18 protein-coding genes and 1 tRNA gene are annotated in these 15,911 nt (G+C 40.6%); 17 read left to right on the top strand and 2 right to left on the bottom strand.

Annotated features, from left to right (window positions below; all coding sequences use genetic code 11):
* Positions 1–632 precede the first annotated feature (632 nt).
* From rpmH to NYR53_RS34260, 12 genes are all read left to right on the top strand, one after another.
* On the top strand, positions 633–767 hold the full coding sequence (rpmH, locus tag NYR53_RS34315) for a 50S ribosomal protein L34 (protein ID WP_029196162.1): 135 nt from the start codon (positions 633–635) through the stop codon (positions 765–767).
* Between the two features lie 146 nt (positions 768–913).
* Positions 914–1,273, top strand: a complete 360-nt coding sequence (gene rnpA, locus NYR53_RS34310) for a ribonuclease P protein component (RefSeq protein ID WP_261303401.1) — start codon at positions 914–916, stop codon at positions 1,271–1,273.
* Between the two features lie 71 nt (positions 1,274–1,344).
* Positions 1,345–2,112, top strand: a complete 768-nt coding sequence (yidC, locus tag NYR53_RS34305; RefSeq protein WP_437180116.1) for a membrane protein insertase YidC — start codon at positions 1,345–1,347, stop codon at positions 2,110–2,112.
* Positions 2,109–2,726 (top strand): RNA-binding cell elongation regulator Jag/EloR, encoded by a 618-nt coding sequence (gene jag, locus NYR53_RS34300; RefSeq protein ID WP_261303400.1) that lies wholly within the window; start codon positions 2,109–2,111, stop codon positions 2,724–2,726. The genes yidC and jag overlap by 4 nt, the downstream gene beginning before the upstream one ends.
* A 71-nt stretch (positions 2,727–2,797) precedes the next feature.
* Positions 2,798–4,174, top strand: coding sequence for a tRNA uridine-5-carboxymethylaminomethyl(34) synthesis GTPase MnmE (mnmE, locus tag NYR53_RS34295; RefSeq protein ID WP_261303399.1), 1,377 nt, complete (start codon positions 2,798–2,800; stop codon positions 4,172–4,174).
* A gap of 46 nt (positions 4,175–4,220) precedes the next feature.
* Positions 4,221–6,116, top strand: coding sequence for a tRNA uridine-5-carboxymethylaminomethyl(34) synthesis enzyme MnmG (mnmG, locus tag NYR53_RS34290; protein WP_261303398.1), 1,896 nt, complete (start codon positions 4,221–4,223; stop codon positions 6,114–6,116).
* A 3-nt stretch (positions 6,117–6,119) separates the two neighbouring features.
* On the top strand, positions 6,120–6,848 hold the full coding sequence (gene rsmG / locus NYR53_RS34285; protein WP_261303397.1) for a 16S rRNA (guanine(527)-N(7))-methyltransferase RsmG: 729 nt from the start codon (positions 6,120–6,122) through the stop codon (positions 6,846–6,848).
* 334 nt (positions 6,849–7,182) lie between these two features.
* Complete coding sequence (noc, locus tag NYR53_RS34280) at positions 7,183–7,998, top strand: nucleoid occlusion protein (RefSeq protein ID WP_261303396.1); 816 nt, start codon at positions 7,183–7,185, stop codon at positions 7,996–7,998.
* Between the two features lie 161 nt (positions 7,999–8,159).
* The gene (locus tag NYR53_RS34275) at positions 8,160–8,918 is read left to right on the top strand and encodes a ParA family protein (RefSeq protein ID WP_029196154.1); all 759 of its coding nucleotides are present in this window, start codon (positions 8,160–8,162) and stop codon (positions 8,916–8,918) included.
* A complete protein-coding gene (locus tag NYR53_RS34270) occupies positions 8,915–9,787 on the top strand; it encodes a ParB/RepB/Spo0J family partition protein (RefSeq protein WP_029196153.1) in 873 nt (290 codons plus the stop codon). The genes NYR53_RS34275 and NYR53_RS34270 overlap by 4 nt, the downstream gene beginning before the upstream one ends.
* A 172-nt stretch (positions 9,788–9,959) precedes the next feature.
* On the top strand, positions 9,960–11,120 hold the full coding sequence (locus tag NYR53_RS34265; RefSeq protein WP_261303395.1) for an aminotransferase class V-fold PLP-dependent enzyme: 1,161 nt from the start codon (positions 9,960–9,962) through the stop codon (positions 11,118–11,120).
* A 15-nt stretch (positions 11,121–11,135) separates the two neighbouring features.
* Positions 11,136–11,627, top strand: a complete 492-nt coding sequence (locus NYR53_RS34260) for a DUF4446 family protein (RefSeq protein WP_261303394.1) — start codon at positions 11,136–11,138, stop codon at positions 11,625–11,627.
* On the opposite strand, the gene yyaC is transcribed toward NYR53_RS34260, so the two are convergent.
* Complete coding sequence (gene yyaC / locus NYR53_RS34255) at positions 11,602–12,225, bottom strand: spore protease YyaC (RefSeq protein WP_261303393.1); 624 nt, start codon at positions 12,223–12,225, stop codon at positions 11,602–11,604. The genes NYR53_RS34260 and yyaC overlap by 26 nt on opposite strands.
* 97 nt (positions 12,226–12,322) lie before the next feature.
* On the opposite strand from yyaC, the gene NYR53_RS34250 reads away from it, so the two are divergent.
* The 5 genes from NYR53_RS34250 (at position 12,323) to NYR53_RS34230 (ending at position 14,431) form a co-directional block, all read left to right on the top strand.
* Positions 12,323–12,559: a putative Se/S carrier protein gene (locus NYR53_RS34250; RefSeq protein WP_082615209.1), complete on the top strand. Its 237-nt coding sequence runs from the start codon at positions 12,323–12,325 to the stop codon at positions 12,557–12,559.
* Between the two features lie 19 nt (positions 12,560–12,578).
* Positions 12,579–13,418 carry a mechanosensitive ion channel family protein gene (locus NYR53_RS34245; RefSeq protein WP_261303392.1) on the top strand — a complete coding sequence of 280 codons (840 nt, stop codon included), beginning with the start codon at positions 12,579–12,581 and terminating at the stop codon, positions 13,416–13,418.
* 47 nt (positions 13,419–13,465) lie between these two features.
* On the top strand, positions 13,466–13,681 hold the full coding sequence (locus NYR53_RS34240) for a DUF951 domain-containing protein (protein ID WP_029196148.1): 216 nt from the start codon (positions 13,466–13,468) through the stop codon (positions 13,679–13,681).
* 70 nt (positions 13,682–13,751) lie between these two features.
* Positions 13,752–13,839, top strand: a tRNA-Ser gene (locus NYR53_RS34235).
* A gap of 160 nt (positions 13,840–13,999) precedes the next feature.
* Entirely contained in the window at positions 14,000–14,431 is a 432-nt protein-coding gene (locus NYR53_RS34230) for a hypothetical protein (RefSeq protein ID WP_261303391.1), read from the top strand.
* Positions 14,432–14,472: 41 nt separating this feature from the next.
* Here NYR53_RS34230 and NYR53_RS34225 read toward each other — a convergent pair whose 3' ends face one another.
* Positions 14,473–15,837 carry a right-handed parallel beta-helix repeat-containing protein gene (locus tag NYR53_RS34225; protein WP_261303390.1) on the bottom strand — a complete coding sequence of 455 codons (1,365 nt, stop codon included), beginning with the start codon at positions 15,835–15,837 and terminating at the stop codon, positions 14,473–14,475.
* Positions 15,838–15,911 lie beyond the last annotated feature (74 nt).

Below are 15,911 nucleotides of genomic sequence, written 5' to 3'. Positions count from 1 at the left end.
AGTAATTCACTCCTTTTGAAATCAAACATGTGGCATAAGGCCAGTGAAGATATGTTCGGTTTAAAATGCTTTATTGATAAATCTCGAAAATAAGCATTTCATATTACACGATCGGCTTAATCGAAATCTGTATATAGTTTGCTCGGTTAACAACGAAAAGAACCTTTATGTCTGATGCGGTCAAGAAAGGACGATTTTTGTCGATTTTATCCACATTATTAAGGATCGGCTGATATGACTTATTCTTGTAGAGGGAAAATTGTGCACATTGTTATCCACAGGTTGTTGATAAGTCGGAGAGTTAGTGGTGTCTATCCACAACAGAAACATTATCATCTTATCAAAAGATTACTTGTTAATCAACGGATTGTTTGATATTATCCACATTTACAACAAGTTGTGCATAGATTTTGTTCACAACACAAGATATTGTTGATATTATGTTAATTTTCGACAAGCTTCTCTGTGGAGAGGTGAAATTTTATACACAGGTTATTCTTTTTTTTATTTTTACTGAAGAAATGTCTTCTTCACCTGTACGCTCGGGTAGGTTGACTTTCTGCTGTGAAAATGATTTAATGAGTAGTAGAAATTTTGTAGGATGGATATCCTCAGGTAGGGAGGTGCTATAGATGGGTCCGACGTTTAACCCGAATACGAGAAAGCGTAAGAAGAATCATGGTTTCCGTAAAAGAATGAGCACGAAGAACGGTCGTAAAGTTCTGCAAGCTCGTCGTCTTAAAGGAAGAAAAATTCTTAGCGCGTAAAAATGAGGCTCCGGAAGGGGCTTTTTTTTTTGCATTTTATGCGATTGGTTTATATGGGGACAATTTTGTTAAAACTATATAAGCTAACTAATATTGTATAGAACTTAATTTAATCTTGGAGTCATCTGTCTGGAGCGTACATAATCGTGGAAAAAAAATATAGATTAGCTAAAAGAGAAGACTTCAATAAGGTATACCGGTATGGGAAATCGATGGCCAATCATCAATTCGTTCTATATTATTTGCCCCAACCTAAATTGGAACAGTTTCGCCTTGGCGTGTCTGTGAGTAAAAAGGTAGGGAATGCTGTCGTTCGAAATCGGCTCAGACGAATGATGAAGGAAATTATCCGTTTGAAAAAAGAGAATATGACGCCACATTATGACTACATCTTATTGGCCAGAAAACCAGTGGTTGAAATGGAGTATGCCGAGATGGAGAAAAGTATCTGGCACGTGATTCGCAAAGCTTCTTTATTAAAAAGAAATGATGGAATTAAAAAGTAACGTAATATTTCCTTGCGAGCTGAAGATGTGTTATAGTTTATGATGGAAAAGATATTTAGGAGGATCTCATTTTGACTCGTCGAATTTATATGCTAGCTTCACTATCTGCGTTGATCTTATTACTGTCCGGATGTAGTCCGACAAGTGCAGCTATGGCACCTATTGATCCGAATACCGCTGGTTTTTTTGTTAAATATTTTGTGTACCCGCTTTCCATGACGCTGGACTGGTTCGCTGATCATTTATGGGGTCAATACGGATTATCCATCATGGTCGTTACCTTGATCATTCGTTTAATTATTTTGCCGCTTACGCTTAAGCAGTACAAAAGTTCCAAACGGATGCAAGATCTACAGCCAGAGATGAAGAAGCTCAAAGAAAAGTATAAAGATGATGCGAAGAAGCAGCAGGAAGAAACAATGAAGCTGTTTCAGCAAAATGGTGTGAATCCATTAGCAGGATGTTTCCCAATCATTGTTCAAATGCCAATTCTAATTGCTCTTTATCAAGCGATTATGCGTAATGACCACATCCGTGAACATACTTTCCTATGGATGAATCTTGGACAACCGGATCACTTGTACATTCTTCCTTTGATAGCGGCGGCAACGACATTCGTTCAACAAATGTTTATGTCTTCCCAAATGAATCAACAAATGAAAAGTTTGTTATATATTTTCCCTGTTATGATTTTCGTGATGTCCATGAATTTCGCAGCTGCGCTTCCGCTTTACTGGATCTTCGGTAATATCTTTACGATCGTTCAGTCTTACTTTATTTATGGTTCTCCTGCATCGCAAAAGGCGGGGCAAAAAAATAAGGGTGGCTTGTCCAAATGAAAAAAATTGTGGTGACTGGAAAGACTATTGAGCTAGCGGTTAAATCCGGTTTATCTCAATGGCAAGTTTCCGAGGATCGTGTAAACATTCATATTTTGGAGCATCCCTCTCGAGGGTTTCTCGGATTTATTGGTTCCAAAGAAGCTAAAGTAGAGCTTGAATTGATTCCAGATCCACTTGAGGAAGCCATTGCTTTCTTACAAGATATGTTCGAAGCGATGCAAATTTCCATCACCATAGATACTCGCAAAGATCGTGAAGGCTTCATCTTGAATATGAGTGGCTCTGAATTAGGGATTCTGATCGGTAAAAGAGGACAAACACTGGATGCTTTGCAGTATTTGGTGAATATCGTTGCAAACCGGTATGCGAATTCTCATTTTCGTATTATCTTAGATGCGGAAAATTTCAGGGATAGACGTAAAAAGACGTTGGAGGAGCTCGCAGTTAGGCTCGCTAATCGTGTAATTAAGTCCAAAAAAGAAGTGATTCTTGAGCCTATGAATTCTCAGGAACGAAAGATTATTCATGCTGAATTACAAGGACATCCCGTTGTAAAAACATACAGTAAAGGCGAAGAACCGAACCGTCGGGTGGTTATCGCTGTCAAATAACGCTACCGCAATGACTTTGATCATGTCATTGCTTTTTCTTTAAGATGAGGTAAATTCGAGGTGTAAATACTATGTTAAATGATACGATTGCTGCTATTTCTACACCGCTTGGTGAGGGTGGGATAGCGGTTATTCGTGTGAGCGGAGACGAAGCCGTCCCATTCGTGGAACGTATTTTTCGCTCAAAAACGAAATTATCTGTTGCTGAGACGCATACGGTACATTATGGATTCATAATAGAACCTGCTTCTGCCCAAAAGGTAGAGGAGGTTCTAGTTACGTTAATGAAAGCTCCACGTTCATTTACGATGGAAGATGTCGTGGAGGTAAGCTGTCACGGGGGTATAGTTTCCGTTAAGAAAGTTCTTGATTTGCTGCTTCAGCAAGGAGTTCGGTTAGCCGAACCCGGCGAGTTCACGAAGCGAGCTTTCTTGAATGGTCGGATAGATCTGACCCAGGCTGAAGCGGTGATCGATTTAATCCGGGCCAAATCGGATAGAGCGTTCAAGGTAGCTTTGAAGCAAGTCGAAGGAAACTTGTCGAAGCAAATCAAATCTTTACGTTATACATTAGTGGAATTGATGGCTCATGTTGAAGTGAATATTGATTACCCTGAGCATGATGTGGAAGAAATGACGAACAGTTTCATAAAGAACAAATGTGATGCGGTTATGTTTGAAATTGACCGTCTTTTGGTAACCGCGGAGCAAGGGAAGATATTGCGAGAAGGTATTGAAACAGCCATTGTCGGTAAGCCAAATGTCGGCAAATCATCTCTTCTTAATGAATTAGCGCAGGAGAATCGTGCAATTGTTACGGATATTCCAGGTACAACAAGGGATGTCATTGAGGAATTCGTGAATATTGGTGGCATTCCTTTGAAGCTGCTGGATACTGCGGGCATTAGGGAAACTTCAGATCTTGTTGAACAAATCGGAGTTGAGCGTTCTAAGACTGCATTAGCTGAAGCAGATCTTATTCTACTAGTTCTGAATAGTAATGAAGAGCTTCAGTTCGATGAAATAGCGCTGATGAAACAATTAGCAGATAAACAAACGATTGTCATTTTGAATAAGACGGATTTAACTAGAAAATTGAATGTCGAACAAGTTCTGAGTTATTTTCCACAGGAACGTATTGTTGAGTTATCTCTGATTGAGAATAAGGGTATTGAAGATTTAGAAAAAGCGATCGCGGCGATTTTTTTTGAGGGTAAACTAGAATCAAGTGATTTGACGTATGTTAGCAATGTTCGTCATATTTCACTATTGAAGCAAGCTAAACGTTCGTTACAAGATGCACTTGATGCTAATGAACAATATGTACCTATTGATATGATACAAATTGATATTCGAGCTGCTTGGGAGCAGCTGGGAGAAATTATTGGCGATTCAGTAGGAGAATCATTGATCGATCAAATATTTACACAATTTTGCTTAGGAAAATGAAAACGACAGCATTTGCGTTTTCATAAAAGAGGGAGGGACGTTTATTATGGGATATCATGCAGGTGATTATGATGTTATTGTCATCGGCGCTGGACATGCAGGTTGTGAATCTGCACTTGCCTCAGCACGCATGGGTTGTAATACGCTTTTATTAACGATTAATTTAGACATGGTCGCATTCATGCCTTGCAATCCATCTATTGGTGGTCCTGCGAAGGGCCACGTTGTTCGTGAGATTGATGCGCTTGGTGGCGAAATGGGTCGCAACATCGACAAAACGTATATTCAGATGCGCATGCTGAATACAGGGAAAGGCCCCGCGGTGCACGCGCTGCGTGCACAAGCAGACAAATTTGCTTATCAGCATAAAATGAAAGAAACAATCGAAGCGACTCCAAACTTAACGTTACGTCAAGGTATGGCCGAGGAGCTCATTGTTGAAGGTGGCGTGTGTAAAGGTGTTATCACGAAAACAGGTGCTGAATACTACTCTAAAGCAATCGTGTTAACGACAGGGACTTATTTAAGAGGGAAAGTTATTATGGGAGAGCTGATGTATGAGAGTGGTCCCAACAATCAACAACCTTCTGTTAAATTATCGGAATCCTTGCGTAAACTCGGTTTTGATCTTGTTCGGTTTAAAACAGGGACACCGCCGCGCGTTCACAAAGATACAATTGATTTTAGCAAGACGGAAATTCAACCGGGTGATGATGAGCCTAAGTTTTTCTCTTTTGAGACTAAAGAAGAGATAAGTGGCAGTGAACAGCTTCCTTGTTGGTTAACATACACATCTGAGGAAACGCACAACATTATTAATTCTAATTTACACCGTGCTCCGATGTTCTCAGGAGCTATTGAAGGCACAGGGCCAAGATATTGCCCATCTATTGAAGATAAAATAGTTCGATTTGCTGATAAACCTAAGCATCAAATTTTTCTAGAACCAGAGGGACGTAATACTTCGGAATATTATGTTCAAGGGTTATCAACCAGCATGCCAGAAGATGTTCAATTAGGTATCCTGCGTTCAATCCCTGGATTAGAGAAAGTCGAAATGATGCGTACCGGTTATGCCATAGAATATGATGCAGTAGTACCTACGCAACTGAAACCTTCTTTGGAGACGAAATTAGTAAGTGGATTATTCACTGCTGGGCAAATTAATGGAACATCGGGATACGAAGAAGCTGCTGGTCAAGGGGTTATGGCTGGAATTAATGCAGCTCGTAAAGTGCAAGAGAAAGAAGCAATCGTTCTAGATAGATCGGAAGGATATATCGGCGTTTTGATTGATGATCTTGTAACGAAGGGGACGAATGAACCTTATCGTTTACTTACATCACGCGCTGAATATCGTTTGCTTCTTCGTCATGATAATGCTGACTTAAGACTTACACCAATTGGTCATGAAATCGGGCTTATTTCAGACGAACGATATGCTGCATTTTTAAATAAAAAAGCTTTGATTGATCAAGAAATTGAACGTTTGGCTGAGGTAAAGGTTAAACCTGAACCTCATGTGCAGGAATTACTAGCAAGTCTGGAAAGTGTGCAGTTGAACAATTCTGTACCAGCCATTTCCTTGCTTCGTCGTCCTGAGATTGAATATAAGCATATTGAGCAAATGACTCCTTCTCCGCTTGAACTTGACGATGAAATGAAGGAACAAGTAGGAATTCAAGTAAAATATGCTGGTTATATCGAAAAACAAAGCAATCAAGTTGAACGGTTACGTAAGATGGAAAAGAAGAAAATTCCTGATGACATCGAGTATAGCGAAATCCACGGGATTGCGACAGAAGCTAAGCAGAAGTTAGCTAAAATTCGGCCGATTTCTATTGGTCAGGCATCTCGTATTGGTGGCGTTACACCTTCGGATATTTCTATCCTGCTTGTTTATTTGGAACATTACAACAGAATCATTGCGGCTAGAGGTTAATCCATGGATGCTATTCAACAACAATTCGTTCAGTTATTAGAAAAACAACAAATTTCTCTTTCTACACGACAGCTTGATCAATTTGAGTTGTATTACAAGACTCTTGTAGAGTGGAACGAGAAAATGAATCTGACAGGTATTACAGAGAGAGATCAAGTTTATTTAAAACATTTCTATGACTCTCTCTCTGTTTCTTTTAATTATAATGTGGGAGAAGTATCAACTGTTGCTGATATTGGCTCTGGAGCTGGATTTCCGAGTATCCCTTTAAAAATTGCTTTTCCGCATCTTAAAATTACGATTGTGGATTCTTTGAATAAACGCATCTTGTTTTTAAGAGAGTTAGTTGCGCAACTAGGTCTTATGGATACCGAATGTGTTCATGGTAGAGCAGAAGACATTGCTAGACTATCAAAGTATCGTGATCAATTTGATTTGGTTACTGCAAGGGCTGTTGCGCGATTGCAGGTTTTAAATGAATTTTGTCTACCTTTTGTTAAGAAGGGCGGAACGTTCATTGCGATGAAAGGTTCAGAGATTGATGAGGAACTTAGTGAGGCTTCTTTCAGTTTAGCAGAGTTGAGAGGGAAAGTCGTTAAGGTGAATCGTATGCAGCTACCAATCGAAGAATCGATCCGACATTTTGTGGAGATTCACAAACTTTCATCGACTCCCGCTAAGTATCCTAGAAAAGCAGGCATCCCATTGAAAGAGCCTTTGGTCAAATTGTGAATTTGTTCCACGTGAAACATTTACATGGTTTCGAAGGTCAAATAGAAGGAAATATCGACTCTATGTTGAATTAATAATAGAGTGAATTTATTCTAGTAAGTAAGTATTTTGATGAGATTGCACTAGTCATACTTCGACGTAATACTGGTAAAATGTTTTCGTTCGTTGAAAAGAAAGTATAGATTAATACTTTTGCTTCGCATCAACCTTGACAAACGCACTCGTCCCAAACGGACGAAGGTACCGTTTATCCTTGTGTAGGACGAAGAGGTCGTCTATCTTTGGATCATTTTGGTCGCTTAAACTACGGGAAGAGTTGGTGGTAAGTTTTCCTATGAAAGAACAAATTTCAAAGCTATTTGGCCTAACAGATCGATCAACGACTGACGAGGTCAAGAACATATCGGTGAATAGTATTATTCCAAGTCCTTATCAGCCAAGGTTGTTGTTTGATGATGATCGAATAGATGAACTTATGCAAACCATTCGAACACATGGCATCATTCAGCCCATTGTTGTTAGAGTTAAAAACAACACGTTCGAGTTGATTGCTGGTGAACGACGTCTAAGAGCTGTTAAAAAGCTCGGTCTTGATACAATCCCTGCGATTGTACGTGATTTCAACGATTCTCAAGCAGCATCTATTGCTCTTATTGAAAATTTACAGCGTGAAGGACTTACTGCAATTGAAGAGGCGGCTGCTTACCAACAATTAATAGAGATGCATGATTTAACGCAAGAAAGCTTAGCGCAGCGTCTTGGTAAAAGTCAATCGACGATTGCAAATAAGATCCGATTATTACATCTAAGCGAACCAGTTAAGATGGCATTAATGGAACGAAAGATTACTGAACGTCATGCCAGAGCATTATTGGCACTTGATCAAGAAGATCTGCAAGTTAAAGTACTCGAAGAGATTATCGCCAAAGAGTTGAATGTAAAACAAACAGAAATTAAAATTAATTTCTTAAAGGAAGCTACTAAGATTAAGAAATCTCGTCGTGTCTCTTTTACGAAAGATGTTCGCTTAGCATTAAACACAATCCGTCAATCCGTTGAGATGGTTTCGAGTTCCGGTTTAAACATTAATACGTCTGAGCAAGATCATGATGATCATTACGAAATTATAATTAAGATTCCTAAACGATAATAAAGCATTTATTGCTACCTTAAACGGCGCAAGCCGTTTTTTTGCATCTTATGGACATAATCTATCAAATATTGATAAGGTAACTAGGCCATAGATATGATAAGATAGTAATACTGCTTTAGTATGGCATTTGGAACATAAGCGATTGAGGTGAAATGGTTTTGTCTAAAATAATAGCAATAACAAATCAGAAAGGTGGCGTCGGTAAGACGACAACTTCTGTGAATTTAGGTGCTTCACTAGCCTCTTTAGGGAAAAGAGTGCTTCTCGTTGACATCGACCCGCAGGGCAATACAACAAGCGGTATTGGTGTAAACAAAGCGGATGTTGTTAATTGTATCTATGATGTACTTATTAATGATGTTCACCCCAAAGATGCAACGGTTGATACCAATGTTCCAAATCTCAAAATAGTACCTGCAACGATTCAGTTAGCAGGAGCTGAAATAGAACTAGTTCCGACGATTTCAAGGGAAGTACGATTAAAGAAATCCCTCCAGTTAGTGAAGCATTTATATGATTACATCCTGATTGATTGTCCTCCGTCACTAGGCCTTCTAACCATTAACTCATTAACTGCTGCCGATTCTGTCATTATCCCAATTCAATGTGAATACTATGCGCTTGAAGGATTAAGCCAATTGCTCAATACCGTTCGCTTAGTTCAAAAGCATCTTAATACAGGGCTTCAAATTGAAGGTGTATTGTTAACTATGTTCGATGCAAGAACTAACCTTGGTATACAGGTTATTGAAGAAGTAAAGAAATACTTCCAAACGAAAGTTTACCAAACGATTATTCCAAGAAATGTTCGCTTAAGTGAAGCGCCCAGTCATGGACAATCCATTATTACGTATGATCCTAGATCAAAAGGCGCGGAAGTGTATTTAGAGCTTGCGAAGGAAGTGATCTCTGTATGACCAAAGGCCTTTCTAAAGGTTTAGGTAAGGGATTGGATGCTTTAATTACTTCTTTACATATTGATGAAAGTGATAAAGTAATCCAAATTCCATTATCCCAATTGAGAGCAAACCCTTATCAACCTAGAAAAAATTTCAATGAAGATAGTATTAGAGAATTAGCCGATTCAATCAAAGAACATGGTGTTATTCAACCGATTATCGTTCGTAAAGTTCTAAAGGGTTACGAGATCATTGCGGGTGAACGGAGATTCCGTGCTTCACAAGTAACAGGGATAGCGACGATACCTGCTGTTGAAAGAAACTTCTCCGATCAGCAAGTCATGGAAATCGCTTTGATTGAGAACGTACAACGTGAAGATCTTAATGCGATGGAAATAGCATTTGCTTATCAAGGAATTATTGATCAGTTTTCTCTTACACAAGAAGAGCTTTCTGCTAAGGTTGGAAAGAGTAGATCACATATTGCTAACTTTCTGAGATTACTACAACTTCCAGAATCCATCAAACAATATGTTTCACGTGGAACATTATCAATGGGACATGCAAGAGCCATTGTCGGTGTGAAGGATGATAAGTTGAAGAAAGAACTCGCAGAAACAACGATTAGTAAACAGTGGAGTGTACGTGAGCTAGAAGAAGCTGTGAAAACGTTGGAAGAGACACCAGGGCAAGAAAAAGAAAGAAGTAAGCAAAAAGAGAAGAATAGAGATCCATACATTAATCAAGCCGAAGATCAGTTGAGAGATATTTATCGTACGACGGTGAAAATCAAACATCAACAGGATAAAGGTAAGATTGAACTCCTCTATTATTCTAAAGACGATTTAAACCGTCTACTAGAATTACTTCAAGGTAAAATCTCTTAAAATTAGATAGCATACCGATGGTTTTCTTTCGAACTGAAAGATCAAACTAAGGTATGCTATATTTATGAGTAAGGAGTAAGTTTACAACTTAGCGTGCTTCGCACCAACCTTATCAAGCGTGCTCGTCATTAAGGACTGCGTAAGCTGTTTATCGATAAGAGAGGGTGATAAAATGAAGGGTGTTATGTATTTTGACCAAGCCGCATCTTCGTGGCCGAAACCGCCTGCAGTTATGGATGCCATGTTGCAAAATATGCATGAGTTCGCAGCCAATCCAGGCAGAGGCAGTCATCAGATGGCAGTTAAAGCCAGCAGGGTATTATTTGAGACTCGAAAAAATACGGCACGTTTATTTGGGATAAGAAACCCTAATGATATCTCGTTTGCATTAAATACAACCCATGCGCTGAATCAAGCGATCAAGGGCTTCGTAAAAGCTGGGGACCATGTGATATGCACCAATATCGAGCATAACTCCGTGCGTAGACCGCTTGAATATTTGAAGGCTACAGCTAATGTTGAGCTTACATATATCCCTAGTGATGAACAAGGGAATATTCGATTAGAAGAGTTGAAGAAGGTATTTCAACCTAATACAACCCTGGTTGTTGTCAATCACAGTTCTAACCTTTTGGGAACCATTATGCCAGTAAGCGAAATAGGAGACATCAGCCGCGCTAAAGGCGCCAGACTGCTCGTTGACGCGGCTCAGAGCGCCGGTATACTGCCTATTGATGTGGCGAGTATGAATATCGACATGTTGGCATTTCCGGGCCACAAGGGGCTCCTGGGGCCTCAGGGGACAGGTGGGTTATACATTCATCCGGACATAGATTTAGAGCCGCTATTACATGGTGGTACGGGGAGTCAATCGGAGGCCATACACCAACCCACTGTGCGTCCGGATCGCTATGAAGCTGGGACGCAAAACACAGTTGGAATCGCGGGATTGAATGAAGGTGTGAAATTCGTATTGGCTGAAACGGTAGAAAAGATTCATGAGAAAGAGTGGCGTCAAACTCAGCTCCTGATGGAAGGGCTACTGGGAATTGAAGGAGTCACGATTCTTGGGCCGATGCTTGGACAAAATAAAACAGGAATTGTTTCTTTCAATATCAACGATGTGGATTCATCGGAAGTGGCTTTTATCCTGGACCAATCTTTTCAAATTGCCGTTCGTTCAGGCTATCATTGTACGCCACTTGCGCATGAAGCTGCTGGTACTTTAGCCAAAGGTGCGGTTAGAGCGAGTATTGGCTATTACACAACGGATCATGAAGTGAAAGCCTTGATTGATGCTGTTAAAGAGATTCAAACGCAGTATGCGAAGTAGAAAGAGGGATAAATCATGGGGGAACTGTTTGGCATTGATAGTGGGGTCATCGTATTAACATGTTTCGCATTAATCGTTGTGCTATTTATTTTTATATTTATTGTATCCATTAAATTATCGTCCTTGCGTAAGAAGTATACACAAATGATGAACGGTTCAAAAGCAGAAAATATGGAACAGCTCCTGATTGAGATGCAAAATGGATTGAACGAGCAAAAGGCCGAATCAGTAGCGACTTCAGCCAAAGTTGAAACGATTCGTCAAGCATTGATGAAGACGAAGTCAAAACTCGCCATCCATCGCTATAATGCCTTCAATGAAGGCGGTAGTGATTTGAGTTTTACGATTGCCATATTGGATGATTATCAAGACGGGGTTATTCTAACAGGAATACATAGCCGTGAGCAAATGTATTTGTATGCCAAACCAATTCAGAATGCACAATCAACTTATACGCTAAGCCCAGAAGAAAAAGAAGCGATTAATCAAACTTTAAAGCAGCCGTAGCATTAGGTGTATAAGATTGTGTGCGACGCAAAGCAGAATGAAGGGCATCACCAATAATGTTGGCCATATTCATAACTAAGCTAAGCCGCGTGTTTTGCAGAACGAAATATTCCATAAATCCACCGACATTTACAATTCCGGTAACATGAATGTCACCAACTGGAGGCAAATCTTTATTAACACCGGCGCCGGGTTTAAGAGGTCCATCTGCAACCTGAATGCAACCGACGCTGGAAACTTGACCAAGGCAAGCATCGATGGCAACGATGAAAGGGTTTTGAAACTGGTTATGGATTTTATCCACGGTTTCAGCTAAATTCATAGCATGGACAGGCTCATCTAAAGTGCCGAAAAGATGGAGGTTGCGGAGGTTGGTTGTTCGGTTCAAATGAGAGCCAACTAGTGGCCCCAAGGAATCACCAGTAGAACGATCGGTTCCAACACATATGATGACGATAGGTTGATAGGTTGGTAGTTTGCTAAAGATGGTGTGTAAATGCTTTGAGAGAAGAAAAGGGGTATCGGCATCTGTATGTTGAATCTTTAGCGGTTCTAGAACCGCATTTTTCACTCCATCGAAACCAAATTGGAATTTCATCGTATCCCTCCAAATGTTGCTACTTTTTTTACTAGTATATGGAGAGATAGGGACATTTATACGTAGAAGAGGGGGACTTTCCCTGAAACTTTCAATCATGTTGCTAGCGTTCGATTCTACTCAACAAGCACTGAGGGCAGAAATGCTGCTAGAGTACGCAGATATCGAGATCGACATAAGACCGACTCCGAAAGAAATCACAGCGGGCTGTGCACTGTCTATCGAATTCCCTGGAGAGAATTTAGAACAAGTAAGAGACATTATTCATTCTGAAAATGTGGAAATCAGAGGCATCTATTTTAAAAATGAGGATAAATATGTTACGATGGAATGAAAGTAAGGGGGGGCTGAACATGGCCTTTGTAACCAAATTTTTTACGGATTTAAGTCAATGGATACACGAACATATAACTAAGCCAGAAATGATAGCTTCGATATTTTGGATTGTCGTTAAAATTATATTAATCTATGTAGTAGCTAAAATTTGCATAAAAATCGCTGATAAAACAATTGCTCATATGATGTCAGCAAGAGACAAGTCTCCGTTGAAATTTGATAGAAGAAGAACGAACACAATAGGTAGTCTCATACATAATTTAATAGCCTATACGATCAATCTCATATGCATTATGCTGATACTAGGGCAAGTGGGTTTAAATATAGGACCTTTATTAGCTGGAGCAGGTGTACTTGGGCTAGCGATAGGTTTCGGGGCACAGAGTTTGGTGAAAGATGTAATAACAGGATTCTTCATCATATTTGAGGATCAATTCGGGGTGGGAGATGTCATTCAGATTGATTCATTCAAAGGTACAGTAGAAGAAATCGGGATTAGAGTAACGCGGATCAAGAGTTGGACCGGTGAAGTACATATTATTCCAAACGGGAATATCAAACAAGTCACTAATTTTTCTACCTACAATTCACTTGCTGTAGTCGATGTAACGATTCCTCTTCATTTGGATATTGATAAAGCGACAGAAATACTCAAGGAAACGGTGAAGCATGTTCAACTGCTTACCGATGATATCGTGAAAGAGCCTGAGGTGCTTGGTGTTCAGATGGTGGGTACGGCGGATTTGAAAATTCGCATTATCGCGGAGTGCAAGCCAACAAGACAATTTAATGTCACTAGACTTTTGAACATCGAGATTAAGAAGCAGCTCAATATCACGCAAATAGAAGTGCTATAACTCAAGAAGATCATGTCCATAAATTCGGAAAAGGCGGTGACAGACGTATGGAGAAGAAGCAGTATCAACTTGGCGATATTGTGCAAATGAAAAAGCCCCATCCGTGTGGCACCAATGAAATGGAAATCATTCGGATGGGCATGGATATTCGGATCAAATGTGTAGGCTGTAAACACAGTGTGTTAGTGCCGAGAACGAAGTTCGAAAGTAAGTTAAAAAAAGTGCTCCGATCGAATACAGAGATACAAGAAGAATCCTCCTAAAATGGTTCAGGAAAAACACTTGCGAGAGCCTGACTTTTTTGATACAATAAGTCCTGTTCTCGCTTTTCATGGAAAGGTACCCAAGTGGTCCAAGGGGGCTGACTCGAAATCAGTTAGGCGTCGCGAGGCGTGCGTGGGTTCGACTCCCACTCTTTCCGTACTCTAGTGGAATTAACATCGTGAAACAAATTAAGAGCCTTTTACGTCTATGAAGACGTAGAGGGCTCTTTTGCTTTTGCGGGCAGGGAATAAAAGGCAGGGAAAGGAAGCAAAATAACCCCATAGCTAGGCATATGTAAAATGAGGAGGTAGAACGATATGAGAATCTGGGTAATGATGCTTCTGGTGCTGGCTGTGGTCGTTACAGGGTGCTCCAAGAAGAATGCGGGGGGCACAGCAAGTCCAACTGCTGGAGTGACTGTACAGCCGTCTGCAGGGGCTTCTGCGACGCCTGGCGGGACAAGCAGTCCAGCTGGAGGAGCAGCTGCTACTGCGACACCAAAGGCTGGAGACAATGCGACGAAGGATGAGCCGCTTCCAAAGATAACGAAGGAGCAGGCTGATAAAATAAGCATGACAGGCACCTACGATGATGTGGTGAAGCTGACAGGATCCAAAGGCAAGCTGGTTAAAGATGAGAACGGGAAGAAGACGTATGATTTCGAGATATCTAATCAACCTGGTTATTATGTGCAGCTCGTTTTCTTTGCAGACGGTAAAATTTCGGAGAAGCGAGTTTATCAGAAATAACCAAAAAGGCCCCACACCCAATTGGGTTGTGTGGCCTTTTCTTATAGGGTAGAAGTGATTGTATGTGTACCTTTATCGAAAATTTTCTCACCATTGCCTGAACCCACATTGCCAAAGAGGATGGTTTCTCGGCAATTGGCATCCGAGATGCGAATCGGTGCTTTGGTACAGGTGTTTAGGCTATTACCCGTTAACTGATTGTTATCTGTGTACGAACCGCTATCTTTGCCTTCGGCAGCTAGCACGATCCCGTCTGATTTGCAATTTCGAATAGAATTCTGACGAATCTGATTCTCATAAGCATTAATGAGGACAATACCGTTATTACCTATAGCTTGGAGCTGATTATTGGAAATGATGTTGTGATGAGGGCGTTTCTCAATGATGTCCGCTTGTCCAACCAACTGAATGCCAATATCATCGATATCATTTAGCATATTAGCAGTAATCATATTGGAGATACAGTGACCCTTGAGGCGAATGCCATAGGTATACCCTGTGTTACCGCTTGAATTCTTAAAATTCTCAATGATGTTATCGGAAAGGGTATTAAATTGACACGGTTCTTCTTTGGGACCCGATATAAGGTCAATCCCAGATTGATAGCATTTCTGCATGCGATTTCTCGCGATGACAGAACGACTGCTGCCATTGGTCAAAGTGATACACGTTTGAAACAGCATGTTGAATTGATTCTGCACAAAATGATGATTCTTAACGTTACTGCACCAGATGCCATATCCTTGGGTATCGTAATCCTGCGTTCCAATGATGTTATCGAAGGTACAGTTCTCGACAACAACTCGATTCGAATCAACGGATTTAACACCATTATCGATCATGGAAAAAGTGCAGTCTGTGATGGTAATGTCGGCAGCTTGGTCCAGCGCAATTCCGCATTCAATTCGTGGAACCGAGGCGTTTCCGAAGGATCCAATGCCCTGGAAGGACAACCCTTGGATATGTACATGAGAAACCGCAGATAAGTTAAGGAGACCGAATTTATGGGTGGATGACCGAAGGATACTGTTGCTGCCGGCCCCCATTAAGGTAATGTTCGCGCTCACGCGTAAGGGTATCTTGATGAAGTACATGCCTGGCGGAATGTAAACGATGCCACCTGATAAAGCAGCTGTGTCGATTGCACTTTGGATGTAAGGAGCATCGTCTTCGTCATAGCGGCGGTTGCCGCGGGCTCCGAAATCTTTGACATTGTAAATAAGTGTGGAAGGAGATGCTGCTTGAACAGTTGAGCTATTGGTGAAGATGTCTCCCGCTACAAAAGCTAAACCTGCGGCTCCAATTGAAGAGAGCAGTTTTCTACGGCTAAAAGAGGGTGTAGACTGAGGCAGAGGGTTAAGATCAGAAGATGTATCTTCACGCTGTCTATCAATATTTTCGTTCAAAAGAGTTCACCTCATTAAAGGAATGGTAGATATAGTAAATTATAGAATAAAGTGAACAGAACGGGAAGAGCAGA

It is taken from the genome of Paenibacillus andongensis, assembly GCF_025369935.1.
GTDB lineage: Bacteria > Bacillota > Bacilli > Paenibacillales > NBRC-103111 > Paenibacillus_E > Paenibacillus_E andongensis.
The sequence above is the reverse complement of the archived record's forward strand: the minus strand, read 5'-3'. Positions and strand labels throughout refer to the sequence as shown.